Genomic DNA, 25,385 nt, shown 5'->3' with positions numbered 1-25,385 from the left:
CCGAGGCCCGTCAGCCGGTGGCGGTCTCCGACCGGTCGCCGCCCCAGAGCGTGTGGAAGGAGCCAGGACGGTCCGTACGCCGGTAGGTGTGCGCCCCGAAGAAGTCCCGCTGCCCCTGAGTGAGCGCCGCCGGGAGCCGGTCGGCACGCAGACCGTCGTAGTACGAGAGCGCGGCGGCGAATCCGGGGGTCGGCACTCCCTGGCGTACCGCCTCGGCGACCACCGTCCGCCAGTCGTCCTGCGCCGCACCGATCTCCTGGGCGAACTGCTGGTCGGAGAGGAGACTCACCAGCTCCGGCCGTGCGTCGTACGCTGCCCGGATCCGGTCCAGGAATGCCGCCCGGATGATGCAGCCGGCCCGCCAGATCGCCGCCACCGCACCGAGATCGATCTTCCAGTCGTACGTCTCGCTGCCCGCGCGGATCTGATGGAACCCCTGCGTGTACGAGACGATCTTGGAGGCGTACAGCGCCTGCTCCACCCGGTCGGCGAACGCCGCGGCCTCGGCTCCGGCCAGTGGAGTGGCCGATGGGCCCGGCAGCTCCCGTGCGGCCTCCCGCAGATCCGCGTGGCCCGACAGCGAACGGGCGAAGACGGCCTCCGCGATGCCGGAGACCGGCACGCCCAGATCGAGTGCGATCTGCACGGTCCAGCGGCCGGTGCCCTTCTGCTCGGCCCGGTCCTGCACGATGTCGACGAACGGCTTCCCCGTCTCCGGGTCCGTGTGGGAGAGGACTTCCGCCGTGATCTCGATCAGATACGAGTCGAGCCGGCCGGTGTTCCAGCTGCGGAACGTCTCGGCGATCTTCGCGGGGGAGTAGCCGGCAACCCTCCGCAGCAGGTCGTACGCCTCCGCGATCAGCTGCATGTCCGCGTACTCGATGCCGTTGTGGACCATCTTCACGTAGTGCCCGGCACCGTCGGGGCCAATGTGTGTGGTGCACGGAGTGCCGTCCTTCGCCTTCGCGGCGATCTTCTCCAGCAGCGGTCCCAGTGATTCGTACGACCGGGTGGATCCGCCGGGCATGATGCTCGGCCCGTTCAGCGCGCCCTCCTCGCCGCCCGAGATACCGACACCGACGAAATGGATGCCGCGCTCGCGCAGATCCTTCTCGCGGCGGCGGGTGTCCTCGAAGTGTGCGTTGCCGCCGTCGATGATGACGTCGCCCTCGTCGAGCAGCGGGGCGAACTCCTCGATCACCGCGTCCGTCGGATCGCCGGCCTTCACCATGATGACCAGCCTGCGCGGGCGTTCCAGCGCCGCCACGAACTCCTCGGGCGTGCGCGCGGCGACGAATGTACCCTCGTCGCCGAACTCCTTGACCAGGGCATCGGTCTTCGCAGTCGTACGGTTGTGCACCGCGACGGTGAAGCCGTTACGTGCGAAGTTCCGGGCGAGATTGCGGCCCATCACCGCAAGTCCAGTGACGCCGATCTGCGCAGTGCCGCTCATCTGTGCTCCTGCAATCTGTCGAGGATGCCGGGATGACCAGTATGGATACGGGGCGCGGGGACGGCCTGTTCAAGCCGCCGCACGCCGGTCACGCCGCCGCAGCAAAACCTCCGTACGGTCGAGTGGGGAGCCGGCCGGACCGGCCGGTGGAACGGGAGTTCCGGCGAAGGGGCCGGCGGGATGACCGTGCTCGGGCTCCTGGGGGCGCCCGGGTCGGGTCGGCCGGTTGCGTCGCCGGAGGCCGGCCGGGGCGGTGTGGTGTGCGGTTGTCGCGGTGCCACGCTCGCGTGTCGCCCGTCAGAGGGCGGAGGCTGCCTTCACCTGCTCCGACCGGGTGGGCAGCATGGTGGCGCGAGCGATGTTGCGGGCCATCCCTCCGAAGACGACGGCGTGGAACGGGGCGACACTCCACCAATAGGCGTGCCCCAGCAGCCCTCGGGGATGGAACAGCGCGCGCTGCCGGTAGTGCGCGCCTCCGGTCCCGTTCCGTTCGGCGTACAGCTCCAGCCAGGCCAGGCCGGGCAGCCGCATCTCCGCGCGCAGCCGGAGCAGATGGCCCGGCACGATCTCCTCGACCCGCCAGAAGTCCAGCGAGTCGCCCACCCTGAGCCGGGTGGCGTCGCGGCGGCCTCGGTTCAGTCCGACACCGCCGATCGCACGGTCGAGCCAGCCGCGGACGGCCCATGCCAGGGGGAAGGAATACCAGCCGTTGTCGCCCCCGATGCTTTCGATGACCCGCCACAGGGCCTCGGGGGCGGCGTCGATGTCGAGTTCCCGCTCGTCGGTGTAGAGGCTGCCGCCTGCCCAGCCGGGGTCCGTGGGCAGCGGGTCGCTCGGTGCACCGTGCACAGACGCCGACGACCACCGGGTCGTCACGTTCGCCTCGCGCACGCGCTGCAGTGCGAGCGCGAGCGCTCTCCGGAAGGTGAACGGCTGCCCCGGCCCGTCGGGGACGTAGCGTGTGATGTCGTGCTCGCGGCACACGACCTCGTACTTCAGCGATTCGGCGAGCGGGCGTGCGATGGAGGCGGGGACGGGTGTGACCAGCCCGATCCAGTGGCTCGACAGCCGGGGCGTCAGCATCGGGACGGGCAGGATCAGCCGATGCGGCAAGCGGGCGACGGCCGCGTAGTCCTGCATCATTTCCCGGTACGTGACGATGTCCGGGCCGCCGATGTCGAAGGTGCGACTCACCTCGGCAGGCATGGTCGCACTGCCCACGAGATACCGCAGTACGTCACGGACGGCGACCGGCTGGATCCTGGTCGACACCCAGCTCGGCGTGACCATGACCGGCAGACGTTCGGTGAGGTATCGCAACATCTCGAAGGAGGCCGAACCGGAGCCGATGATCACGGCCGCGCGCAGAGCCGTGGTCGGCACGCCCGACTCCAGCAGGATCCTGCCGACCTCGGCACGCGAGCGCAGATGCGGCGACAGTTCGTGCTCGGGGACCCCGGCGGGGGTGAGTCCGCCCAGGTAGACGATGCGTGACACACCTGCGGCGCGCGCCTGCTCGCCGAATGTCCTGGCCGCCTTCCGGTCCGTGGCCTCGAAGTCCGAGCCGCTGCCGAGCGCGTGCACCAGGTAGTAGGCGACGTCCACTCCCTGCATGGCCGGCCCCAGCGACTCCGGGTCCATGACGTCACCGCGGACGACCTCGGCCCGGCCCGCCCAGGGGTGGTCCCGCAGCTTCTCGGGCGTACGTGCGAGACAGCGCACGCTGTGCCCGGCATCGAGCAGTTCGGGGACCAGCCGTCCCCCGATGTAGCCCGTCGCACCGGTGACCAGGCAGCGCAGTACCGGTGCGCCGTCTTCGTGATTCATGGCGCCTCCACGTGTCTCGATGTCCGACTCTTCCACCGTGCCTGCGCGCCGTCCTTTCCGCTGCCCGACGATCTGTGGATCACCGAGTGGCAGAAGGCCGCCGAGCGGCTGGTCCGTCGCTGCCGCCGCCCGTTCAGGGGGGCGGTAAGGCCACCGCAGTCGCCGCCAGGAACTTCGCGGGTTCCCTCGCCGGACGTCCGTCGGCGCGAGCGGTGGTGCGGGCGTGGTGCCGGAGGCGACGGTACGGAAGATCCACAGCACAGTTCGCCTGGTCGGGGCGGCCAAAACCTGAAGCGCGTTGCCCCTAGAGTGGTTGCGTAGCACAGACAAGTGGTCCCGACCTCACAAGGGTTGCGGACGGGGCGTGCGGCAGCCGTCCGAGGCGTGCCGCGACGAAGCGGGGGCGGCGTGACAGAAGCAGAGGTCGGAGCGCGTAATTCGAGCGACGCAGAGGGCGAGCCCCCTGCCGAGCGGCGCCCCCGGAAGAATGAACGACGGTCGTTCTGGGTCGAGTTGCCCCTGCTTATCGGCGTTGCGCTGGTGCTGTCGCTGCTCATCAAGACGTTCCTGGTCCAGGCCTTCTCGATCCCCTCGGACTCCATGCAGAACACGCTGCAGCCCGGGGACCGTGTGCTGGTCGACAAGCTCACGCCCTGGTTCGGTGCGCAGCCCGAGCGCGGGGAGGTCGTGGTCTTCCACGACCCGGGCAACTGGCTCCCGTCCGACCCGGCTGCGCCCGCCAACCCGGTGCAGGAAGTGCTGTCCTTCGTCGGCCTGATGCCGTCGGCGGACGAGAAGGACCTGATCAAGCGCGTGATCGGGGTGGGAGGCGACACCGTCGAGTGCAAGGGCACCGGCCCGGTCAAGGTGAACGGCAGGGCCCTCGACGAGCCCTATGTGTTCCCCGGGAACACCCCCTGCAGCTCGGATGCCGAATTCAAGATCACTGTTCCGCAAGGGCACATCTGGGTGATGGGCGACCACCGCCAGGCATCGGCGGACTCGCGCTACCACCGGGAGCAGCCGGGTGGCGGTGCGGTACCCGTCGACGACGTGGTCGGAAGAGCTTTCACCGTCGTCTGGCCGGTCGACCGATGGGACTGGCTGTCCGTCCCGGACACCTTCGAGCAGTAGGCAGCCGGTGAGCGGCGGCGCCTGTGTATGACCGGAGTCCGTCCAGAGGCCCTAGGTAGTAGCCTAGGGCCCCTAGCTCCGGTGGAGGTGGCGGATGGTTCGCGCTGGTCTGACGACCGATCGCGTGGTGGAGGCGGCGGCCGATCTGGCGGACTCCATCGGTCTCGACAAGGTCACCGTGTCCGCGCTGGCGCGCGGTTTCGGGGTGAAGGACGCCAGCCTGTACTCCCACGTCAGGAGCGTGCAGGACCTGCGCACCCGGGTCGCCCTGCTGGCCGCGGGGGAGTTCGCCGACCGGCTCGGCACGGCGGTCGCCGGACGGGCCGGAAAAGACGCACTCGTCGCGTTCGCCGATGCCTACCGCGCCTTTGCGCTTGAACGGCCGGGCCGGTACGCGGCGACCCAGATCCGGCTCGATCCCGCCGTCGTCGCCGAGTCCACCGCGTACCACCGCACCATCGAGATCATCTACGCGATGCTGCGCGCCTACGACCTGTCCGAACCCGACTTCACGGACGCCGTACGGCTGCTGCGCAGTACCTTCCACGGCTACAGCGCCCTGGAGGCCAACGGCGGTTTCGGTGCCCCCCGCGACGTACAGGCGTCCTGGCAGCAGTGCGTCGAGGCGCTGCACCTCGTACTGGAGCGTTGGCCGTCCGCACAGCGGAGCGGGGAGGGGGAGAGCGATGGATGAGCGGCCTCGAACCGCACCGGCCGTCCGAAGGTGCCCGGAGCGATTCTCCACCACGAGGTGAGCGAGCCCGGTCTGTGCCGCGCGGCATCGGCCGGCGGGGCGGCCGCACCCGTTCCGCGCCCGGCCGACGGGCTTGATTCCGTGAAGGGAAGGAAAACATGGCCGAGCGCGCCGGACGGACCGTGCGCGACCTGCGGCGGGGCAACCGGGCGAGAGTACTGCAACGGCTGTACTTCGACGGGCCGTTGAGTCGCCAGGAGCTCGGCCCCGCCACCGGGCTGAGCTCAGGATCCATCAGCAACGTCGTTGCGGAGCTTGCCGCGGAGGGGATCCTGGAGGAGGCGGGCATCGTCGACTCCGACGGCGGCCGCCCGCGCACGCTGCTGCGCGTGGCGCCCGGCGGGGGACTCCTCATCGGCATCGATATCGGCGAGACCCGGGTCCGCGTCGAGCTCTTCGACCTGTCGCTGACCGAACTCGCCCGCACGGAACGGCTGCTGGCCCAGGACGGCTACGACGTCGAGCGCATCGTCGGCCACGTCGGCAGTGGCGTGGCGGACGTGCTCAGGGCAGCGGGAGCGGATGCGGATGCCAGTGCGCGACGGCTGCTCGGCATCGGTATCGGGGTGCCGGGCATCGTCGAACGGGCCAGCCGCGAGAGGGCCGTTGGTGAGGCGCCGCGCGCACCGGGCGAAGTCGGCGCCGTCGTGCACGGTCAGACGATCGGCTGGTGCGATGTCCCCTTCGAACGGCTGCTGCGCGACGCGGTCGACGTACCGGTCGACGTCCCGCTGTTCATCGACAACGGTGCGAAATCGTTGGGCCAGGCCGAGATGTGGTTCGGCGGCGGACGCGGCGCGGAGGCCGCCGTGATCGCCCTGATCGGATCGGGGGTCAGCGCCTGCGTCAACCGGGGCGACATCCTCGACGAGGACCGCAGCAGCATGGCGCTGGAATGGGGGCACACGACGGTGCAGCTGCGCGGCCGCCGTTGCCGCTGCGGGTCCATCGGCTGCCTTGAGGCGTACGCGGGTGCGCAGGCCATGCGCGAACGCTGGCACGAGGCGGGTGGCCCGCTGCCCCGCGACGCCGACGACGAAACCGCGCTGGCAGCGCTCCTGGCCGCCGCGTACCCCGATGGCGACGGCCCGGATCCCGACCCGGTCGCTCTCGCCATCCTCGACGAGACCGCCGAATGCCTCGGCGCGGCCCTGGCCGACCTCGTCAACCTGTTCCTGCCCGAACGCATCCTGCTGGGCGGCTGGGCGGGGTTGCTGATCGGACCGCATCTGATTCCGGACATCCGCCGGTACGCGCAGGAGTACGCGCTCCGGCACCCGGCGGCCCGCACCACGGTCGAGATGGGCCGGCTGGGCCCGGACGCGGTCACCCTTGGCGCGGCGACGCTCCCACTGGCCGAATTCCTGGCACGGGGCGGCCGTCGCCGTACGGCGGACGCGCCACCGAACGTGCCCGCGGCCCGGCTCCTCACGGCAGCCGACGTCGTACGCAACCGCCACCGCACCCCGGCACCATGAAGCCCGTCCTGCGCTCCCCGATCCGTCCAGGACCGGCAGGTCTCGGCCACTGCCTTGTCATCACCCGTTGTCTGCCCATAAGTTGACCGCTTGCGACGTGTCCTACAGCCAGTGGGGGAGCCAAGTCATGGCCGCGAACGGACGACACCGCAGATACCAGCCGAGCCGCATCAACCGCGCCTCGCTCACGGTCACGGCGGGCGGCGCGGGCATCGCGCTCCCCCTCATCACCGCCGCCTCGGCGGGCGCCGCATCGGCCGATGTGTGGGACAAGGTCGCCGCCTGCGAGTCCACCAGCAACTGGCACATCAACTCGGGCAACGGCTACTTCGGCGGGCTGCAGTTCAATCGGTCGACCTGGGCGGCATACGGGGGCACGGTCCATGCCCCACGTGCCGATCTGGCCACCAGGGAACAGCAGATATCCGTCGCGGAGAAGGTGCTGAAGGCACAGGGCCCGGGTGCCTGGCCGACCTGCTCCGTGAGGGCGGGCCTGACGCGGGGCGGCGGCGCCCCAGACGTCACGCCGCAGTCGGAACGGACCGGCGGTCCTGTCGATGCCTCGTCGGCAACGACCTCCACGCCCAAGAAGGCGAACCCGAAGACGAAGAAGACGGCCGCGCCCGCCACCCCGACCACGGTGCCCGGCAAGCGCGAGTCGTACACCGTCGCGCGCGGCGACTCCCTCTCCGGGATCGCGGCGACCGAGCATGTGCAGGGCGGCTGGCAGCGCCTCTACACGGCGAACCGGAAGGTCGTCGGCGACGACCCCGATCTGATCTTCCCGGGCCAGCGACTCGCCCTGGATGTGGCTGCCACCCCGCAGGCCGGCCCGAAGAGCGGAACCAGGCCCGCCGCGAAGCCGAGCCGGTCGGCCGAAGCGAAGCAGAAGACCCACCCGCACCAGCCCGCGAAGCCTAGTCACCGGCCGACGAGGCCGCACCAGCCGGCGAAGGCGCAGCCGAAGCGGACCGAGAAGGGCTCCGGGCTCGTCGCACCGGTGTCGGCGACCCGTGTCGGCACCGCGTACCACCAGGCCGGTTCCTGGGCGAGCGGCCACCACACGGGCGTCGACTTCCCCGTCCCCACCGGCACCTCGGTCGAGGCGGTGGCCTCCGGCACGGTCGTTTCGGCAGGGTGGGCGGGGGCGTACGGCTACGAGATCGTCATCCGGCACAGCGACGGCAAGTACAGCCAGTACGCCCACCTGTCCGCGCTGCTGGTGCGCGAGGGCCAGCACGTCAGCGGCGGCCGGCGCATCGCCCGGTCAGGTTCCACGGGCAATGCGACCGGACCGCACCTGCACTTCGAGATCCGTACGGGGCCCGGCTACGGCTCCGACGTCGATCCGCTGTCCTACCTCCGGGCGGGCGGCGTCAACGTCTGAACGGTCCTGTGCAGCGCCGTGGGATCGCCGGCGCCACCGTCCTCGGCGGACAGCGCACCTCGCCGTCCCGAACCGGTGCGCGGCTGCCGTGCGGAGCCACCGAAGTCGACCTGCCCCACCCGTCGCCGCTCCAGCGGCATCGTGACAGCCAGCTTGAGAGGCGCCGGAAGCGTTTCGGCGGCAGCGGTGGGCGGGGCTGCCCCGACGGCCACGGCCGTGGCCCTTCCGGGCTCGGGAGAAACGACCAGCACGGGCTCGGCCTCCGCAGCGTCCCCGGCGCCCTCCGCGGCAACCTCCGGGACATCCGGACCTGCCGGGAGCACCCGCTGCCCCTCGCGCTGCTCCGCGTCCAGCCGTTCCGTCATCAGCATGATCAGCCCGCCCGCGGCGACCACACCGCAGCCGAGCGCCAGGAGCGCGCCCGCCGTGCCGTGCTGGAACTGCTCACCGAACAATGTGATGCCGACTGCCGAGGCGATCACCGGGTTCACCACAGTCACCGTCGCCAGCGGCGCGGTCAGGCCGGCACCCCGGTACGCGGACTGCGACAGCAGCAGCCCGGCCGACGCCAGAGCCGCTATGACCACGAGCGAGGGCAGCCCCGCGCCGACCGAACCGGACGCCCACTGCATCGCGACCGTCTTCGTGAACACCGACGCGATACCGAAGGCGACACCGGCGGCCCCGGCCAGGACCACACTCCGTACCACCGGTGGCCGCATGCCCTTCGCGACCAGCACGAGCAGCGCCACGCCACCGAACGTCACGGTCGCCAGCATCAGCTGCTCCGGGCCGCCCAGGGTGTGCGACTCCTTGTTGCCGGTGAGAGCGAGCAGACCCGCCAGACCGACGGTCGCCATGATCGCGCCACGCCAGGCGGTCGCCCTGGCCCGGCGGCGTGCGAAGAGCGCCGCCATCGGCAGGGCGAAGACGATCGTCAGCGCGCCGAGCGGCTGCACCAGGCTGAGCGGGCCGTACGCCAGCGCCACCACATGCAGCACCGCACCCACACCGTTCAACGCCACCGCCACCCACCAGACGCGGTTGCGCAGAGGGGCGAACGAACGGCCGTCTCCGGCAGTGGCGACGCGCTCCTGGACGATCGCCCCGGCCGCGTAGGCGACCGCGGAGATCAGTGACAGCAGCACGGACAGTGCAAGGAAGCTCATGTACACCACGATGGCCCTTCAAAGCCGCCGAGTCGTCGTCCCTGAGACGGCGTTCCGACGTACTGCTTTGGTAGTAGGGGAGTGGTTTTTGTGTCCTCCTCCCGACGGTAGTCCTCTCCCCGCCGAGCCTCAGGACGATCATCCGCACGGATACGGTGAACGGTGGGACCCGGCCCCAGGGGCGGCCGGGTCGTCACTACGAGTGACCGGGGGAGCCCGTGAAGGAGCAGCGCATGGAGCAGGCCGGGGCGGCGTCGGTGGGCGGATTCTTCGCCCTGCGCGGGACACCGGTGCCCGGCGGCGCGCACCGTCCGCTCGCCCTCCTGTACGCGGGGGAGACGGCACCGCTCACGGCCCGCATCGACACCGTTGCCGCCCGGTTGCGTACCCCCGAGCGCAGGGTCGCCGCGTCCGTCGCGCACCTGGGGCTGGCCGCCCGCCTCTGGTCGACCGCTCTGGGACCGGCCGTCCTCTCCGGTCGCTTCCCGGATCTCTCCCCTGCCGCACTCCGCTGGGATCCGCAGCACCCCGCGCCGGACGACCTGTGGCTCGACTCCGCAGACACGCTGCCGGGCACCGCGGACCGCATCCGCGAGTGCGTCCAGTACGGCCACCTCGTACCGCTCGCGGACGCGATCCAACGGGACGGACACATCGCACCCCGGCTGCTGTGGGGCAATGCCGGCTCGGCCCTGGCCGGAGCGCTGCGCGAGCTGATCACCTGGGCCCGCGCCCACCAGCGCCCCGACGCAGCGCACCGGGCCCGCACCCTGGCCGCCGAACTCTTCGACCACCCGGACCTGCGGACCACCGGGACCCCGCACACCCCGGCATTCCGCAGGAACAGCTGTTGCCTCTACTACCGGTGCCCGGGCGCCGGCCTCTGCGGGGACTGCGTCTTCGATTGCCGGCCGGGCGCTTCCGCTCCGTCGCTCTCTCCATGACAGACGTCGGCCGTCGGCGAGATTCCGCTCGGCGGCGTCGGCCGCGACGCTGACAGGAGCGGACCGGACCGCGCGGGCGGCATGGCGCCGGCCCGCGTGCGACGAGGTGGAGGCGGCCAGGAATGCGCAGGCCAAGGGGCGGCGCGGCCGTCTTGCCGGCCGGTCCGTTGCTGGCGTTCCGAGGCTTCTCTCCGGCCCTCTCCTTCGCGCTGTCATGCACCTGGACAGTGGAACGGGAGTCGTGCTGTCATGCCAACTGTCGTTCCTTCCAACGTTGTACATCCTGTTGCAACGAGCCGCCACCCTTCCTCACCAAGGAGGATCCGTGCGCATCAGAAAGAAAGTCGTCCTGCTTCTCGCCGCCGCTCTCGGCGTCGCCGGGCTGTCCGGTGTGCCTGCCGCGTCCGCCGCCCCGGACCCCGGCGGCACCGCCGAAGTGCATGGTCTGAAGGGCGAGTACTACACGCAGTCCGCCCCAGGGGCCTTCGACTTCGGGCAGCTCAAGGCCACCGGATTCGATCCGGACATCGACTTCCCCACCCTCGAATCGCGGCTGAGCTCGGCCACCGGGCAGGCCGACGACGCCAGCATCCGGTGGACCGGGAAGATCGTGCCGGAGAAGACCGGTTCCCATGTCTTCTCGATGATCGGGGACAACGGGTTCCGTCTCTGGATCGACGGAAAGCCGGTCATCGACCACTGGGTCGACGACTGGGAGAAGGAACAGACCTCGCAGCTGGTCGAGCTGACCGCGGGCAAGGCCTACGACTTCAAGGTCGAGTACTTCGAACACTTCGGCGGGTCCAACCTGCACCTCAAGTGGACCGAGCCCGGTGGCACCAAGGAGCCCGTGCCGCAGTCCGCCTTCCGGTTGCCGGACGACTTCGCGTACGACGGGGCCATCGGTGCCACCGTCCTCGCCGACGGCCGCACCCTCAAGCTGGACTTCGCGCAGAAACTCGCGGCCCTGCCCGACGGACTCACCAACCATCTCAACGCCGTCATCGGCGGTGCGACGTGGCCGCTCGGGGCCATCAAGGCCGACCCCGCCGACCCGCGCAGCCTCACCGTCGCGCTCGAGGAACCGGTCGTCGGGAACAAGGCCGGCGACGCCAACGGACTGGCCGACATCCGCTACGACGGGCAGGGCGGGCTGGCCGGCCAGGACGGCAAGGCCGTCGGAGCCTTCTGGTCCAGCGGGCCCAACCACTCCACGTACGAGCTCCGTACGAAGTGGGCCGACAAGGTCGGACCGCACAACGCGCTGCCCGAGTACCCGAGGCCGCAGCTCACCCGCGACAACTGGCAGAACCTCAACGGTTCCTGGGAGTTCGCCGCAGCGAAGGCGGGGGAGCAGCCCCCGGTCGGCAGGAAGCTCGGTGAGAAGATCCTCGTCCCGTATCCGGTGGAGTCGCAGCTCTCCGGCCTCGAACGGCACGAGGACCGGATGTGGTACCGCCGCACTTTCACCGTTCCCGAGGGGTGGAAGGTCGGTCAGGGCAAGCGGCTGCAGCTGAACTTCGGTGCCGTCGACTGGCAGTCCGAGGTGTATGTCAACGGGCACAAGGTTGCCGAACACAAGGGCGGCTACGACAAGTTCAACGCCGACATCACCGATGCGCTGAAGCCGGGCCGCACCCAGGAGCTGATCGTCGGCGTCTACGATCCGACCGACGCCCAGGACGGCGAGAACCCGCCGATGGGCAAGCAGCGCCTCGACCCGAGCGGCATCTGGTACACCCCGTCGTCCGGCATCTGGCAGACCGTGTGGATGGAGCCGGTCGCCGCCGATCACGCCGACTCGCTGAAGCTCACTCCCGATGTGCAGGGTGAGAAGGTCGCCGTCGAGGTGCGCGGGGTACGGGACGGGGTGCCGGTGACGGCAACCGTATACGACGGGAAGCGCAAGGTCGGGACGGCCGCCGGCCGCACCGGATCGGCGCTGGACGTGCGCGTACCGGACCCGCATCTGTGGTCCGCGAACGACCCACACCTCTACCGGTTGAAGGTCTCCGTCGGCTCCGACCGGGTCGGCAGTTACTTCGGGATGCGGTCGATCGCTGTGGAGAAGGTGAACGGCACCCCGCGCACCGTTCTCAACGGCAAGCCGGTGTTCATGATGGCCACCCTCGACCAGGGCTTCTGGCCCGACGGGCTGCACACCGCCCCCACCGACGAGGCACTCGCATCCGATCTGAAGATGCACAAGGCCATGGGGTTCAACTCCGTGCGCAAGCACATCAAGGTGGAGCCCGACCGCTGGTTCTACTGGGCGGACAAGCTGGGCCTGCTGGTCTGGCAGGACATGCCGGCGATGAACACCGTCAACCCGTCCGCCGCCGCCCGTGCCGAGTACGAGCACGAGATGAAGGAGATGATCGACGAACACTACAACCACCCGTCGGTCGTCATGTGGGTCACGTTCAACGAGGGCTGGGGCCAGTACGACGAGGCCCGCATCGCCGACCAGGCGAAGTCCTGGGACCCGACCCGGCTGGTCAACAGCATGTCGGGCATCAACCTGGGCGTCGACGGAGGCACCGGGGACATCATCGACGAGCACGGCTACCCGAGCCCGGCCCTGCCCGCGCCGGACGGGCAACGCGCCCTGGTCAGCGGCGAGTACGGCGGGCTCGGCCTGGCGGTGCCGGGCCACGCCTGGGCCGTGCAGCAGTCGTACATCGCGGTCGACCAGTCGACCTACACCGATGACTACCTCGCCAAGCTCGACGAGGTACGGAAGCTCGCCTGCAAGGGCAGCAACGGCGCCGTCTACACCCAGATCTCGGACGTGGAGGGCGAGTTGAACGGCCTGCTCACCTACGACCGACGGATCGTCAAACCCGACGTGAAGCGGATCAAGGCTGCGCAGGACGCACTCGTCCGCGACGCGTCCAACCCGGTCGTGGCGGGATGCCCCACCGCCTGACCCTGTGACAGTGCTCCGGTCCGCCCCTGCCCGGGGCGGACCGGAGCGTTCGCGTCCGAACCCTTGACGCGGATTACCGGGGAACCAAGAATGATCGCGCTCTGACAACGTTGTCCAAGGAGGAGTACCCCCATGCACCGGCTCTCACGGATGCACCGGACCCCACGGCCGAGACTCCGCGGCCCGGCGGCCGCACTCGCCGCCGTCGCGCTCCTCGGCGGTGTCCTGACCACCGGGGCCACGGCCCAGGCCGCACCCCGCGCCGAAGGGCAACTGACCGATCTGGTCAACCCGTTCATCGGTACCCAGAACGAGGGCAACACCTACCCGGGCGCATCCGTGCCGTTCGGCATGGTGCAGCTCTCCCCGGACACCGGCCACAACACCGGCTACGACTACGCCGAGAACCACATACGCGGCTTCTCCGCCGTACACCTCTCCGGCGTCGGCTGCGGACTCGGCGGCGATCTGCCGACGCTGCCCACCACCGGTGACATCACACAGACCGACTACGCCAAGTACGCGGCGGAGTTCAGCCACGACGACGAGAAGGCGAGCCCCGGCTACTACAAGGTCGGGCTGAAGACCGGGATCGACGCCGAACTCACCGCGAGCACCCGCACCGGCGTGCAGCGCTACACCTTCCCTGCCACCGACAAGGCCAACGTCCTGCTCAACGCGGGCCAGTCGCTGCACCGGACGCTGTCCTCGAAGGTGGAGATCCTGGACAACCGGACCGTCCGGACCGCGATCACCGGCAGCGGCTTCTGTCAGGACACCAAGGCGTACACCGTCTACACGATCACCCGCTTCGACCGGCCGTTCACCACGTCCGGCACCTGGAACGGCGACACCGTCACCGAGGGTTCGAAGGTGTCCTCGGCGGCCGGCGAGCGCAACGGCGCCTGGCTGCGCTTCGACACCGGCAAGGACCGCACCGTCGAGGCCACCACGGCCCTGAGTTACGTCGACGCAAAGGGCGCCGCACTCAACCTCCGGGCCGAGGGCGGCCGTAGCTTCGACCGCGTCGAGCGCGCCGCACAGCGGTCCTGGGAGGACCGGCTCGACGACGTGAAGGCCCAGGGCGGCAGCGACGAGCTGCGCCGCACCTTCTACTCGTCGCTCTACCGTTCCTTCCTCGCCCCCAACGTCGGCAGCGACGTCGACGGCCGCTACACCGGCTGGGACCAGAAGACCCACCACGCTGTGGCTGCCGACGGGGTTTTCACCTACTACCAGAACTGGTCCCTCTGGGACACCTACCGCACCCAGGCCCAGCTCCTCTCGCTGCTCGCCCCGCGCGAGTCCCGCGACATGGCGATCTCGGTCCTGCGGATCGACGCCGAGAGCGGCTGGCTGCCCAAGTGGGGCTACGGCACGGTCGAGACGAACATCATGACCGGCGACCCCGTCACCCCGTTCCTCACCAACGCCTACCAGCAGGGGCTGCTGAAGGGGTACGAGGAGGAGGCGTACCGCGCCCTGAAGAAGAACGCCGACGGCGTCCCGCCCACCGACTCCGCGCCCGTCGGCCGTGAAGCCAACGTGCAGTATCTGAAGGATGGGTTCGCCCCGTACATCAAGGACCGTCCGCACGCCAAGCCCGGTGACTCCGACTTCGACCACGGTGCCTCCGCCACCCTGGAGTACGCCCTCTCCGACGCGATGCTGGGTGAGATGGCCCGCGACCTCGGCCACGACGCCGACGCGAAGCGGTACGAGGACCGGGCCCAGAACTACCGCAAGATCTTCGACCCCTCGACCGGCTTCTTCCGCGCCCGCGACGCCTCAGGAGCCTTCACCGGCCCCGCCGACCCGGCGCAGAGCGAGGGCTTCCACGAGGGCACGTCCTGGCAGTACCAGTGGCTCGTGCCGCAGGACCTGCCCGGCATGGTCGGCCTGATCGGCGGGAAGGACGCCGCCAACCAGCGGCTCGACTCCTTCTTCGCCTACGACAAGCTGCTCGCCGATCCCGCGAAGACCGCCCGTGAGGTCTGGGTCAACGGCCCGTACGCGTACTACAACGCCGACAAGTACAACCCGCAGAACGAGCCCGACCTCATCGCCCCGTACACCTATCTCTCCACCGGGCAGCCGTGGAAGACCACCGACGTGGTGCACGCGGCGCTGACGCTCTTCACCGACGCCCCGACGGGCATGACGGGCAACGACGACCTCGGCACGATGTCCGCCTGGATGGTGCTCTCCTCGATCGGTGTCTTCCCGGTCCAGCCCGGCACCGACACCTGGGGTCTGTCCACGCCGGCCTTCGAGCGTGTCGACCTCACGCTCGACCGCCGCTACTACCCGCACGGGTCGTTCACGGTGAAGGCTTCCGGGACGTCGGACGCCGACCGCTACATCCAGTCGGCGAGCATCGACGGCGCGGCGCAGTCGCGCACGTACCTCACCACCGAGGACATCCGCTCGGCGCGGTCGCTCGCCTTCACCGTGGGCAGCGCGCCCTCGGCATGGGGCACCTCGCCCGCGGACGCTCCGCCCGCCCTGGGCTGACCGGCGTGGTCGTGGGGTGGGCGGCGTCCCGCCCGCCCCACAGCTCAGCTGCTGAGCTCGAACTCGGCCCGGATCCGCTTGCCCACCGGCACCCGCTCGGCGGTCAGCCGGTCGCACAGGGCGATGACGATCTCCATGCCGTGACCGCCGGGGCGGGTCGGGTCGGGGGAGTAGAACAGCGGAAGCGCCGTGCTGCTGTCGTACACCGTGACGCTGACCCGCTCGGCGGTACCCTCCAGCTCCAGCAGATACGGGCCCTGGCTGTACCGGTCGGCATTGGTGACCAGCTCGCTGACCGCCAGCATCAGATCGCCCCGGGTGTGCTCACCGAACCCCGTCCCCGACTGGGCCGCGAGCCGCGCCAGAAAGCTGTCGGCAAGGGCCCGGGCCTGCGCGATGCAGCCGGGCTCGCCGTCGAACGCCGCGGCGCTGTGGAGCACCTCCGTGGGCCGATGCCCGTACGGGCGGTCGGTCGGCCGCAGGATGACCTGATCGTTCATGTGCTCCAGCCAGGGCGACGCAGGGATGGTCGGTGACCATGTCTCACCGTGCGCCTACCCGCGGCGAACGGTCTCACTCCAGGCAAAAGTGGACGACGCGGTTCAGCTGACCACGCACATGCCGGTACGCAGTCGCTTCACGATCCGGGACAGCAGCCGGGACACATGCATCTGGGAGACCCCCAGCTCCGCCCCGATCTCCGACTGCGTCATCTCGGCACCGAAGCGCATCTGCACGATCCGCCGTTCGCGGTCGTCGAGCCCGGCGAGGAGCGGCGCCAGCGCATGCAGATTCTCGACGCTCTCCATGGCCGGATCGGGTGCGCCCAGCACGTCGGCGAACGTGCGCCGGTCCTTGCCGTGGTCGCTGTCGACCGCATGGGTGTCCAGGGACCCCGCCGCGTAACCGTTGGCGGCGACCAGGCCCTCGATGATCTCGTCCTCGGGCAGCTCCAGATGCGCGGCGAGCTCCGTGACGGTGGGGTCCCGGTCCAGCTCCAGCGCGAGCCGCTCCTTGGCCTTCGCCAGATCGACACGGAGCTCCTGCAGCCGCCGCGGCACATGGACGGCCCACGTCGTGTCACGGAAGAACCGCTTGATCTCGCCGACGATGTACGGCACCGCGAAGGTGGCGAACTCGACCTCGCGGGACAGGTCGAACCGGTCGATCGCCTTGATCAGACCTATCGTGCCGACCTGGATGATGTCCTCGGCGTCGTCACCGGCCCGGTTGCGGAAGCGGGACGCGGCGAAGTGCACCAGGGAGATGTTCATCTCGATCAGCGTGTTGCGGGCGTACGCGTACGCGTGCGTCCCCTCCTCCAGATCCTGGAGGCGGTCGAAGAACAGCTTCGAGAGCGCGCGGGCATCGGTCGGTGCGACGCTGCCGGCGTCCTCGACCAGTGGCAGCCCACTGGTCGGCTCGATCCGTTGTGCCGGTACGCCCATCACTGCGGTCGTCCGTGCGGACCTGGCTGCCATGACGTCGTCCTCCCCTACGGCGGAATGTTGTCGACGCGCTCCTGCCCGGCCGTGGCGAAGTCATGCCTATTCCCTGCCGCGCGCCGCTTCACGCGAACGGAGCAGCGCCCGTTGCATGGCAAACTTGATCGGGGCGCTCTGCCCGCAACCAGTGACCCCATGACCAGCGACAGAGGAACGGCAATGACGGTGACAGAGGACAGCCAGGAGTTCGCTCCCGGTATCGAGGAGTTCGGTCCCGGTATCGACCCGGAGCGGCTGGCCGTCTGCCTCAGCGTGCTCGACGAACTCGACACCATCGAGGTCGACCACCCGGACGCCATCGCCGTGCGCCGCGCCACCGCCGGTGTCTACCGGACCGTGAAGCAGCGTCGCCGCCAGGAGCGCCGGGCCGCCAAGACCGCGCACGACAAGGCCGTCACCGAAGCCACAGCCACCGGCTCGGCCGAACGCATCGACGACGAGACCCAGGGCGTCCTGCCGTCCTCCTCGGCCGGTGCCGAGATCGCCGGGATACTTCAGCGGCCCCGGTCCTGCTACATCTGCAAGACCCGGTACGTCGAGGTCGACGCCTTCTACCACCAGCTCTGCCCGCAGTGCGCCAAGGAGAACCGGTCCCGCCGCGACGCGCGCACCGACCTCACCGGGCGCCGGGCGCTCCTCACCGGCGGCCGCGCCAAGATCGGCATGTACATCGCGCTGCGGCTGCTGCGCGACGGCGCGCACACCACGATCACCACCCGCTTCCCCAACGACGCGATCCGCCGCTTCAAGGCGATGCCGGACAGCGCCGAGTGGATCCACCGGCTGAAGATCGTCGGCATCGATCTGCGTGACCCCGCCCAGGTCGTCGCGCTCGCCGACTCGGTCGCCGCCGAAGGACCGCTGGACATCCTGATCAACAACGCCGCCCAGACGGTGCGCCGCTCCCCGCAGGCGTACAGCGAACTGGTGAGTGCCGAATCCGCCCCGCTGCCTGCGGGCGAGCTCCCCGCCGCCGAGGTCATCGGCACCTTCGGCAGCGGTTCGGTCGACCGCGTCGCGGCCCTGCCTGCCGCCCGCAAGGAGGGCCTGACCGCGCAGGACGTCACCGAGCTCGCTCTGGTCACCGGCTCCGCGTCCCTGGAACGGATCGCCGCCGGCACCGCGATCGACGCGGGCGGCCTCGTACCCGACCTGCATCACACCAACAGCTGGATCCAGACGGTCGAAGAGGTCGAACCGATCGAACTGCTCGAGGTCCAGCTCTGCAACTCCACCGCGCCGTTCATCCTGATCAGCCGGCTCCGCCCGGCGATGGCCGCGACGGCCGCCAAGCGGGCCTATGTGGTCAACGTCTCGGCGATGGAGGGCGTGTTCAGCCGGGGTTACAAGGGCGCGGGCCACCCGCACACCAACATGGCCAAGGCCGCGCTGAACATGCTCACCCGCACCAGCGCGCAGGAGATGTTCGAGAAGGACGGCATCCTGATGACCGCCGTCGACACCGGCTGGATCACCGACGAGCGTCCGCACCCCGACAAGATCCGCCTCGCCGAGGAGGGCTTCCACGCCCCGCTCGACCTGGTCGACGGAGCCGCCCGGGTCTACGACCCGATCGTGCGGGGCGAAGAGGGCGAAGATCTGTTCGGTTGCTTCCTCAAGGACTACGCGCCCGCAGGCTGGTAGATCACCCGGTTGTCCGAAAGTGACCTACTGCACGCATTCCATCGAGCGCGGACGCGCTCATTTGGTTAGGCTGATGTGCACGGACGCCACCAAGGGATCCACGAAACCTCCTCGGCCGTCCTGGGACAGGTCTGTAACCAGGCCGCCGTCCCCGACCCACACCCGGCGCCACCGCGACCGAACTGTTCCTGCCCCTGCCCCTTATGGGCAGTCGATTTCCGGTTACTGAGGCCGGAGGCTCGGCGCCGCCCGGGGTGACGTGACACAAAGGAGTGCGCGGTGACACCAGAACTGACGAAGCACGAGAAGCGACCGGCGGAGCGACACGGAGAGCAGGCCAAGCGGCCCGAGAAGCTCCGGAACATCGAAGTCTGGGCCAGATCCGCACCGATCCGGCTGGCCGGCTACGAGGACGATCTCGCCGAGCCGCACATCCTGCAGGGCATCGACTGATCCTCCGGCCCGACCCGCGCGGCCCGATCACTCGCCCCGGTCCGTCAGCTCGGAAGCCCCGGCCCTCCGCCACCATGGAGAGCCGGGGCTTCGGCATGTGGTCCAGCAGTTCGGCAGGGTCGGCGGACCGCACGTCCTGACCGCAAATGCATCCAGTCATCCGATGGTTGCGGGGAAGAAGTTTCGTTCTGTCTGGAAAATTTCATTGACAGGTCTCCGCCACGCTCCAATCATCGGACGTCATGACCGAACTTCCCAGACGCCATGTACTCGGAATGACGGCAGGGGCGGCAGTCGGCGCCGCCCTGCTCAGCCCCGCCACCGCCGATGCGGCCCCGCGAACCGGAGCCGCACTCCCGGGGCCGGACGCCCACGGCAGCGACTGGGGCACTGTCCCCGCCGCCGTCCCCGTGCCCCTGGACAGCTGGTTCGACAACGACGGCATCGATACCGCCGAGGCCCGTGGCGGCAACTTCGACGGCTCCGGCTACACCTTCCCCGGTGAGGAGCTCCCCGCCGGAGAAACAGAGATCGACGGCACCACGTTCCTCTTCCCGGCCTCCGGCGCCGGAGCCGAGAACAACATCGTCGCCCTCGGCCAGCGCATCGATCTGCCGCCCGGCCGCTACCTCTCCGGGCTCTTCCTCACCGCATGCAGCTACGGAGCCGCCTCCGGCCAGGCCACCGTCCACTACGCGGACGGCACCACATCGACCCCCGCCCTCGGCGGCCCCGACTGGTATTCCGGCAGCGGTGCGCTCACCGCTCCGTACCGCTACCGCCCCGACGGTGACAAGGACGCGCACCAGGTCTCCATCGCCGTCACCGAGATCGCGCTCGACCCGAGCCGGGAAGCCGTCGCGCTGACCCTGCCCACCACCCGGCCCGCCGAGGCCAACAGCTCGTCCCTGCACATCTTCGCGCTCTCGCTCCAGCCGGCCGCCGAGGGGCGGGCACTGTCCCTGCGCGACGCGCACTCCACCACCTCGCTGCTGGACTCCGGCGCGCAGAGCGTCGAGGCCACCGTCGTCAACGCGGGCACCGTCGCCGTCCTCGCCGCCGACGGCCTCAGCCTCTCCGTGGACGTCCCCGGAGCCCGTACCGTCGAACCCGCCCGGATCACCCGGCTCGCCCCCGGCGACCAGGCTCGCGTCCGGATCGGCATCCGCAGCAGGCCGGGCACCGCACCCGGCACCGCCCAGGACGGCAACGTTGTCGCGCGCGGCCGCGGACAGCAGGCGGCCACCGTCCGCCGCTCGCTCACCCTCGGCGTCCCCGACTACCGGCCCACCGACACCTCCCTCTCCACCCACCAGGCGCCGTACTGGTTCCAGGAGGCGAAGTTCGGCATCTTCATCCACTGGGGGGTCTACTCGGTACCCGCCTGGGCTCCGGTGGGTACGCAGTACGCCGAGTGGTACTGGAACCAGATGCAGGACCCCAACAACCCGACGTACGCCCACCACCGCGACACGTACGGCGAGTCCTTCAACTACGACGACTTCATCCCGCAGTTCCGTGCCGAGCGTTTCGACCCCCGGTCCTGGGTGGAGCTGTTCCGGGACGCGGGCGCGCAGTACCACGTCCTCACCTCCAAGCATCATGAGGGCTTCGCGCTCTGGGACACCAAGCTCTCCGACCGCAACGCGGTGAAGATGGGGCCGGGGCGCGACCTGGTCAAGGAGCTCTTCGACGCCTCGCGCCGCTACACCCCGGAACTGCACCGAGGGCTGTACTTCTCGATGCCCGAGTGGTTCAACCCCGACCACCCCTGGATGGGCCACGCCCCGCGCAACCCGTACACCCTGGAGCCCGTCCCGTACACCGGATACACGGCGGGCAAGGACTACGTCACCGAGTTCCAGGGCCCGCAGATGCTGGAGCTGGTCCACGGGTACGACCCCGAGATCCTCTGGTGCGACATCGGCGGCGACAACGACAGCCACCGGGTGCTGTCCGAGTACTTCAACCACGCCAAGAACCGGGCCCGGCCCATCGATGTCACCGTCAACAACCGCTCCGGGATCGGGACATACGACTTCACGACGCCCGAATACACGACGTACGACCAGATCGTCACGGCGAAATGGGAATCCAGTCGGGGCCTCGACCCGTTCTCGTACGGCTACAACGCCCAGACACCCGACGAGAAGTACATGACCACCGAGGAGGTCGTGCACTCGCTCGTCGACATCGTCTCCAAGAACGGCAATTTCCTGCTCGACATCGGACCGAAGGCCGACGGCACGATCCCCGAGATCATGCAGCGCCGGCTGCGCGAGACGGGGGAGTGGCTCAAGACCAACGGCGAAGCCATCCACGGGACCACGTACTGGTCACGGATGCCGCAGCTCGGCGAGGACCTGCGGTTCACCGTCCGGCCGGACAAGGCCTTCTACATCCACTCGCTGGCGCAGCCCGGCGCCACCCTCACCGTCGAGGCCCCGGTGCCGATCCGCAGCGGCGACCGGGTCACCCTGCTCGGGTACGACCGGCCGCTCCACTGGCGCACCACGGGCGGCTCGCTGGTGATCGACGTACCGGCGGGCGCCCGGAGGACCGGGAAGCACGCCTGGGTCTTCAAGGTCGCCTGGTCGGGCTGAGGAACGAGGGACCGAGCGAGACGGGCCGGATGAAGTCCCGCACATAGGTGCGGTGCCACCAGCGTCCGGTGGCCCGCAGTTCGCGCCAGGTCGTGTACCGGTAGTGGTACACCCTGGCGCGAATGTGGGTGGGCGGGACGTCGGGGAACGGGTTGTGGCGCAGCAGCCGCAGCGTGTCCCGGTCGTTCTCCAGCAGCCGCTCCACGAACGGGCCGAACCAGGACTGTGCGTACGCGGGGGACAGCGCCGCGAACCACATCAGCCAGTCGAGCCGCAGATGGTACGGGGCGAACTGGCGCGGCAGTCGGCGCGGATCACCCGGTTTGCCGTGGAAGCCGTACTCCTGCCAGGCCGTGCCCGGGTGGAGCAGCTGCTCGTCGGTGCCCTCGACCACGATCTCCAGGCGGACCCGGCTGATGCTGCCGAACGCACCGTACGTATTGACGAGATGCAGCGGGTCGAAGGAGCGGTTCATCACCTGGCGACGGGAGATCAGGTTGCGCGCCGGACGGTAACTGAGCACGACGACCAGCGCGGTGACGGCGATGACCACCACCTCGTACCAGAGCGGCGGGGCGGACTGTGCGGGTGGCGTGGCCACCAGGGACCAGTCGACGGCGGACAGGGCGAGGGTGATGGTCACCCAGTTCAGCCAGGCGAAGTTCCCGGACAGCACCAGCCACAGCTGGGTGGCGATCATCAGCCCGGCGGCCGCGCTCGACACCGGCTGCGGGGCGAACAGCAGCACCGGGACCAGGAGCTGGGTGACATGGTTGGCCGCCACCTCGACCCGGTGGAGCGGCTTCGGCAGCCGGTGGAAGAACCAGCTCAGCGGGCCCGGCATCGGCTGGGTCTCATGGTGGAAGTCCAGACAGGTCAGCCTGCGCCAGCACTCGTCGCCCCGGATCTTGATCAGTCCGGCGCCGAACTCGACCCGGAACAGCACCCAGCGCAGCAGCCACAGCACCAGGACCGGCGGAGCCGTACCGGCGTTGCCGAGAAAGACGGCGAGGAAGCCGGTCTCCAGGAGCAGCGACTCCCAGCCGAAGCTGTACCAGACCTGGCCGACCTGGACGATCGACAGATACAGCGCCCAGGGCAGCAGCCACAGCAGCATCGCGGCCCACAGCGGCACGTACGAGTCCACCCCCGCGATCAGCGCGACCGCGACGGCGCAGCCCGTCCAGCAGACGGCAGCGAAGAAGCGGTCGGAGTAATGGAGGCGGAAGAGACCGGGGGCGTCCCGCCAGTCCGTACGCCGCAGGAACTCCGGCACCGGGAGCATGCCGCGCTCGCCGATCAGCGCCCGGAACTGGAGCGCGGCGGCGAGAAAGGCGACCAGATAGATGCCGGCGAGAGCCCGCTGGAAGATCAGCCGGCTGAGCCAGTAGCCATCTGCGGTGAACCACTCCATCACGTCCAGTATCGGCGCTGCGGAGCGACTGAGCCGGTTCAGCTCGCCGATACGATCCGGCGCAGTGCGGTGCCGAGCCGGCGCGCGTACATTCGCTGGGCCACCGGCACGAGCGGCCCGGCGAGCCGGGTGTACCAACCGACCGGACGGGAGAACGCCAGCACGGTGAACCACACGGTGCCGTCGTTCGCCAGGTCCACCACGAAGCACTCCTCACCGCACTCGGGGTGGTGCGGACGTGTGCCGTAGGCGAAGCCGATGCGCTCCTTCTCGTACGCGGTCCAGACCACCTCGCACGGCGCGGTGAACCGGAACGGGCCGACCCCGATCGATACCCGCACGGTGGCCCCGGCCTCGGCACGTGCTGCCGAAGCCCGAACCCGGGCGCCCGACGTGCGATGCATGCGCCAGTCGGTGATGGCGGCGCCCGCAGTCTCGAAGTCGGCGCGGCCGCGGCCCACCGCGACCCGGTGGTGGAGATGGTGGTACCCGTCGGGGAGCGGGCCGAGCCGGGTGGCGCCGACCTCGGGATAGGTGAGGGTGCTCATGACGTCCTGTCCTTGAGGCCGGTGAGGGCGAGGCCGGCGAGGGGCGGGTCGGTGCGGACCGAGGTGGTGAGCGCCGGGTCGGCAGGGGGCCGCCCGGTGCGAGGGCGGTCGGGTGGGGCCTGCTCGGGTGGGGCCTGTTCGGGACGGTCCTGGAGCCTTCGCCAGGCGAGCACCGAGCAGAGCGCGAAGCCCAGTGCGTTGCCGAGACCGTGGGTCGCGGCCATCCAGGTCAACGTGGGGTGGGGCAGCCCGGTCGCCTCGCCGAGCGCCCAGCTCAGCGCGAGCACCATGGTCGCCACGAGCACGGCGGACGAGACGGCGAACAGCATGTGGGTGGTCCGGTCCCGGCTGCTGCCGCGGATCGTGCGCCAGGTCAACAGGGCGACGGTCCACATCCCGGCCGTCAGCACGACTGCCCCGGCCAGCTCGGCCCAGTCGCCGATGAAGTAGCCGATCAGCACGAGCAGGGTGCCCAGCGGCACGCTCGACGCGGCGAACCGGCCGGCCGGGCCGTCCGCGACCCGGCAGACGAGTCCGGCGATCAGTGCGGCGGCGAACCCGGCGAAGTGGAAGTGCGGCACGGTCAGCGCGAGGATTCCGAGCCCGAAGCCGAAGAGGGCATGCCCGGAGCGTTCGGCGACCAGCGCGGTGGCGGCGACCGACGGGGCGACCAGGGCGGTGAACAGCGCGATCTCGGCGGTGCGGTGAGCGGCGGAAGCCCGGACCTTGCGGAGCAGACGGGGCGGCGCATGCAGGGCGAGGAGTACGGCCCCGAGCGCGTAGCAGCCGGCGAGGATCGTGGCGGGTCCGCCGCGCGGCAGCCAGAGGGCGACGGCGCCGGGGACGGCGAAGAGCGGCCACAGCCGGCGGATCCGGTCGAGCTCGGGTGCCCCGGTCAGCCGCAGCCCGGCCGGTACGACGACCAGCATGCCCAGCATCACGATCAGGTCGACCAGTACGGACACCGCACATCCCCCGTCTTGAACGTGTTCAAGTAGTTGCCGGTGCCGACTCTAGAGCCTTTCTTGAACGTGTTCAAGGAGTGGTGCCGGGGATGTGTGCCGCTCCGACAGGGGGTGGAGGAAGGACGGGTGGCGTGCAACCGTGCGCGGCGGGTCAGATGTCCGCGAGGTCCTGGCCGATGTCCGCTTCATGGGCTGTACCCGCCCGGTTGCCGGACTGTGGACCGTACAGGGCGAGCAGCCGGGTCCGGGTCCCGCGCAGCCGTGCCGCCACGGTCTCGGCGACGTACTTGTACAGCGCGCGGCCCAACTCGGCGTCTTCGTCGCACAGTGCGCAGACGGCCGCGGCATCGAACTCCACGGCGTCCACCGGGTAGATCGCGACGGCGCCGAGATGCCAAATGCGTGGCGGGAACAGCCAGGACCAGCCCAGCAGTTCGTCCCGGCCCAGCGTTTCGATCACCGCGGCACGACCGCCGGGCACATGAAAGTCGAGTTCGACCTGGCCGGATCGGATGATCCAGAAGCGGTCGGCCTTTCGGCCCTCTTCGAAGATCCGGGTGCCGACGGGCAATGACACCTCGCGGGCCGCCTGTTCGAGCAGTCGCGCGCGCCCTTCGGGCGGGAGCGCGTCCAGCAGATTCTTGGCCGTTGACATTCCGTCCTC

At 70.0% G+C, this 25,385-nt stretch carries 19 protein-coding genes; 10 read left to right on the top strand and 9 right to left on the bottom strand.

Annotation, left to right across the window (positions count from 1 at the left end):
* Nucleotides 1–10: 10 nt before the first annotated feature.
* Nucleotides 11–1,453: an NADP-dependent phosphogluconate dehydrogenase gene (gene gndA / locus OHA88_RS09655; RefSeq protein WP_267008394.1), complete on the bottom strand. Its 1,443-nt coding sequence runs from the start codon at nucleotides 1,451–1,453 to the stop codon at nucleotides 11–13.
* Between the two features lie 297 nt (nucleotides 1,454–1,750).
* Complete coding sequence (locus OHA88_RS09650; protein ID WP_328625122.1) at nucleotides 1,751–3,280, bottom strand: SDR family oxidoreductase; 1,530 nt, start codon at nucleotides 3,278–3,280, stop codon at nucleotides 1,751–1,753.
* 351 nt (nucleotides 3,281–3,631) lie between these two features.
* On the opposite strand from OHA88_RS09650, the gene lepB reads away from it, so the two are divergent.
* The 4 genes from lepB to OHA88_RS09630 all read left to right on the top strand — a co-directional run bounded on the left by lepB (nucleotide 3,632) and on the right by OHA88_RS09630 (nucleotide 8,033).
* Nucleotides 3,632–4,414: a signal peptidase I gene (lepB, locus tag OHA88_RS09645; protein WP_425897540.1), complete on the top strand. Its 783-nt coding sequence runs from the start codon at nucleotides 3,632–3,634 to the stop codon at nucleotides 4,412–4,414.
* A gap of 94 nt (nucleotides 4,415–4,508) precedes the next feature.
* On the top strand, nucleotides 4,509–5,108 hold the full coding sequence (locus OHA88_RS09640) for a TetR/AcrR family transcriptional regulator (RefSeq protein WP_328625120.1): 600 nt from the start codon (nucleotides 4,509–4,511) through the stop codon (nucleotides 5,106–5,108).
* 158 nt (nucleotides 5,109–5,266) lie between these two features.
* On the top strand, nucleotides 5,267–6,646 hold the full coding sequence (locus tag OHA88_RS09635; RefSeq protein ID WP_328625119.1) for an ROK family transcriptional regulator: 1,380 nt from the start codon (nucleotides 5,267–5,269) through the stop codon (nucleotides 6,644–6,646).
* A 127-nt stretch (nucleotides 6,647–6,773) separates the two neighbouring features.
* A complete protein-coding gene (locus OHA88_RS09630; RefSeq protein WP_328625118.1) occupies nucleotides 6,774–8,033 on the top strand; it encodes a transglycosylase family protein in 1,260 nt (419 codons plus the stop codon).
* Here the strand turns inward: OHA88_RS09630 and OHA88_RS09625 are convergent.
* A complete protein-coding gene (locus tag OHA88_RS09625; protein ID WP_328625117.1) occupies nucleotides 8,003–9,211 on the bottom strand; it encodes a DMT family transporter in 1,209 nt (402 codons plus the stop codon). The genes OHA88_RS09630 and OHA88_RS09625 overlap by 31 nt on opposite strands.
* Nucleotides 9,212–9,435: 224 nt before the next feature.
* Here OHA88_RS09625 and OHA88_RS09620 point away from each other — a divergent pair, with 224 nt between their 5' ends.
* The 3 genes from OHA88_RS09620 (at nucleotide 9,436) to OHA88_RS09610 (ending at nucleotide 15,589) form a co-directional block, all read left to right on the top strand.
* Complete coding sequence (locus tag OHA88_RS09620; RefSeq protein ID WP_326606974.1) at nucleotides 9,436–10,146, top strand: (2Fe-2S)-binding protein; 711 nt, start codon at nucleotides 9,436–9,438, stop codon at nucleotides 10,144–10,146.
* A gap of 325 nt (nucleotides 10,147–10,471) precedes the next feature.
* Nucleotides 10,472–13,075 (top strand): PA14 domain-containing protein, encoded by a 2,604-nt coding sequence (locus OHA88_RS09615; protein ID WP_328625116.1) that lies wholly within the window; start codon nucleotides 10,472–10,474, stop codon nucleotides 13,073–13,075.
* A gap of 150 nt (nucleotides 13,076–13,225) precedes the next feature.
* The gene (locus OHA88_RS09610) at nucleotides 13,226–15,589 is read left to right on the top strand and encodes a GH92 family glycosyl hydrolase (protein WP_328629637.1); all 2,364 of its coding nucleotides are present in this window, start codon (nucleotides 13,226–13,228) and stop codon (nucleotides 15,587–15,589) included.
* 44 nt (nucleotides 15,590–15,633) lie between these two features.
* Here OHA88_RS09610 and OHA88_RS09605 read toward each other — a convergent pair whose 3' ends face one another.
* Together OHA88_RS09605 and OHA88_RS09600 are read right to left on the bottom strand one after the other, a co-directional pair.
* Nucleotides 15,634–16,089 carry an ATP-binding protein gene (locus OHA88_RS09605; protein WP_326606976.1) on the bottom strand — a complete coding sequence of 152 codons (456 nt, stop codon included), beginning with the start codon at nucleotides 16,087–16,089 and terminating at the stop codon, nucleotides 15,634–15,636.
* 102 nt (nucleotides 16,090–16,191) lie between these two features.
* Nucleotides 16,192–17,070: an RNA polymerase sigma factor SigF gene (locus OHA88_RS09600; protein ID WP_425897552.1), complete on the bottom strand. Its 879-nt coding sequence runs from the start codon at nucleotides 17,068–17,070 to the stop codon at nucleotides 16,192–16,194.
* Nucleotides 17,071–17,253: 183 nt separating this feature from the next.
* Here OHA88_RS09600 and OHA88_RS09595 point away from each other — a divergent pair, with 183 nt between their 5' ends.
* The 3 genes from OHA88_RS09595 (at nucleotide 17,254) to OHA88_RS09585 (ending at nucleotide 21,794) form a co-directional block, all read left to right on the top strand.
* Nucleotides 17,254–18,738 carry an SDR family NAD(P)-dependent oxidoreductase gene (locus OHA88_RS09595; RefSeq protein ID WP_328625115.1) on the top strand — a complete coding sequence of 495 codons (1,485 nt, stop codon included), beginning with the start codon at nucleotides 17,254–17,256 and terminating at the stop codon, nucleotides 18,736–18,738.
* A gap of 279 nt (nucleotides 18,739–19,017) precedes the next feature.
* On the top strand, nucleotides 19,018–19,191 hold the full coding sequence (locus OHA88_RS09590; RefSeq protein ID WP_267008405.1) for a hypothetical protein: 174 nt from the start codon (nucleotides 19,018–19,020) through the stop codon (nucleotides 19,189–19,191).
* Between the two features lie 242 nt (nucleotides 19,192–19,433).
* Nucleotides 19,434–21,794, top strand: a complete 2,361-nt coding sequence (locus OHA88_RS09585; RefSeq protein WP_328625114.1) for an alpha-L-fucosidase — start codon at nucleotides 19,434–19,436, stop codon at nucleotides 21,792–21,794.
* On the opposite strand, the gene OHA88_RS09580 is transcribed toward OHA88_RS09585, so the two are convergent.
* From OHA88_RS09580 to OHA88_RS09565, 4 genes are all read right to left on the bottom strand, one after another.
* Complete coding sequence (locus tag OHA88_RS09580) at nucleotides 21,772–23,208, bottom strand: lipase maturation factor family protein (protein ID WP_328625113.1); 1,437 nt, start codon at nucleotides 23,206–23,208, stop codon at nucleotides 21,772–21,774. The two genes, OHA88_RS09585 and OHA88_RS09580, sit on opposite strands and share 23 nt — an antisense overlap.
* A 38-nt stretch (nucleotides 23,209–23,246) precedes the next feature.
* On the bottom strand, nucleotides 23,247–23,756 hold the full coding sequence (locus OHA88_RS09575) for a DUF1990 family protein (RefSeq protein ID WP_328625112.1): 510 nt from the start codon (nucleotides 23,754–23,756) through the stop codon (nucleotides 23,247–23,249).
* The gene (locus OHA88_RS09570) at nucleotides 23,753–24,721 is read right to left on the bottom strand and encodes a YndJ family protein (RefSeq protein WP_328625111.1); all 969 of its coding nucleotides are present in this window, start codon (nucleotides 24,719–24,721) and stop codon (nucleotides 23,753–23,755) included. The genes OHA88_RS09575 and OHA88_RS09570 overlap by 4 nt, the downstream gene beginning before the upstream one ends.
* A gap of 151 nt (nucleotides 24,722–24,872) precedes the next feature.
* Nucleotides 24,873–25,376 (bottom strand): Crp/Fnr family transcriptional regulator, encoded by a 504-nt coding sequence (locus tag OHA88_RS09565; RefSeq protein ID WP_328625110.1) that lies wholly within the window; start codon nucleotides 25,374–25,376, stop codon nucleotides 24,873–24,875.
* Between the last annotated feature and the right edge of the window lie 9 nt (nucleotides 25,377–25,385).

It is taken from the genome of Streptomyces sp. NBC_00353 (assembly GCF_036108815.1).
GTDB lineage: Bacteria > Actinomycetota > Actinomycetes > Streptomycetales > Streptomycetaceae > Streptomyces.
This window is presented reverse-complemented; position numbering and strand designations above follow the sequence as displayed.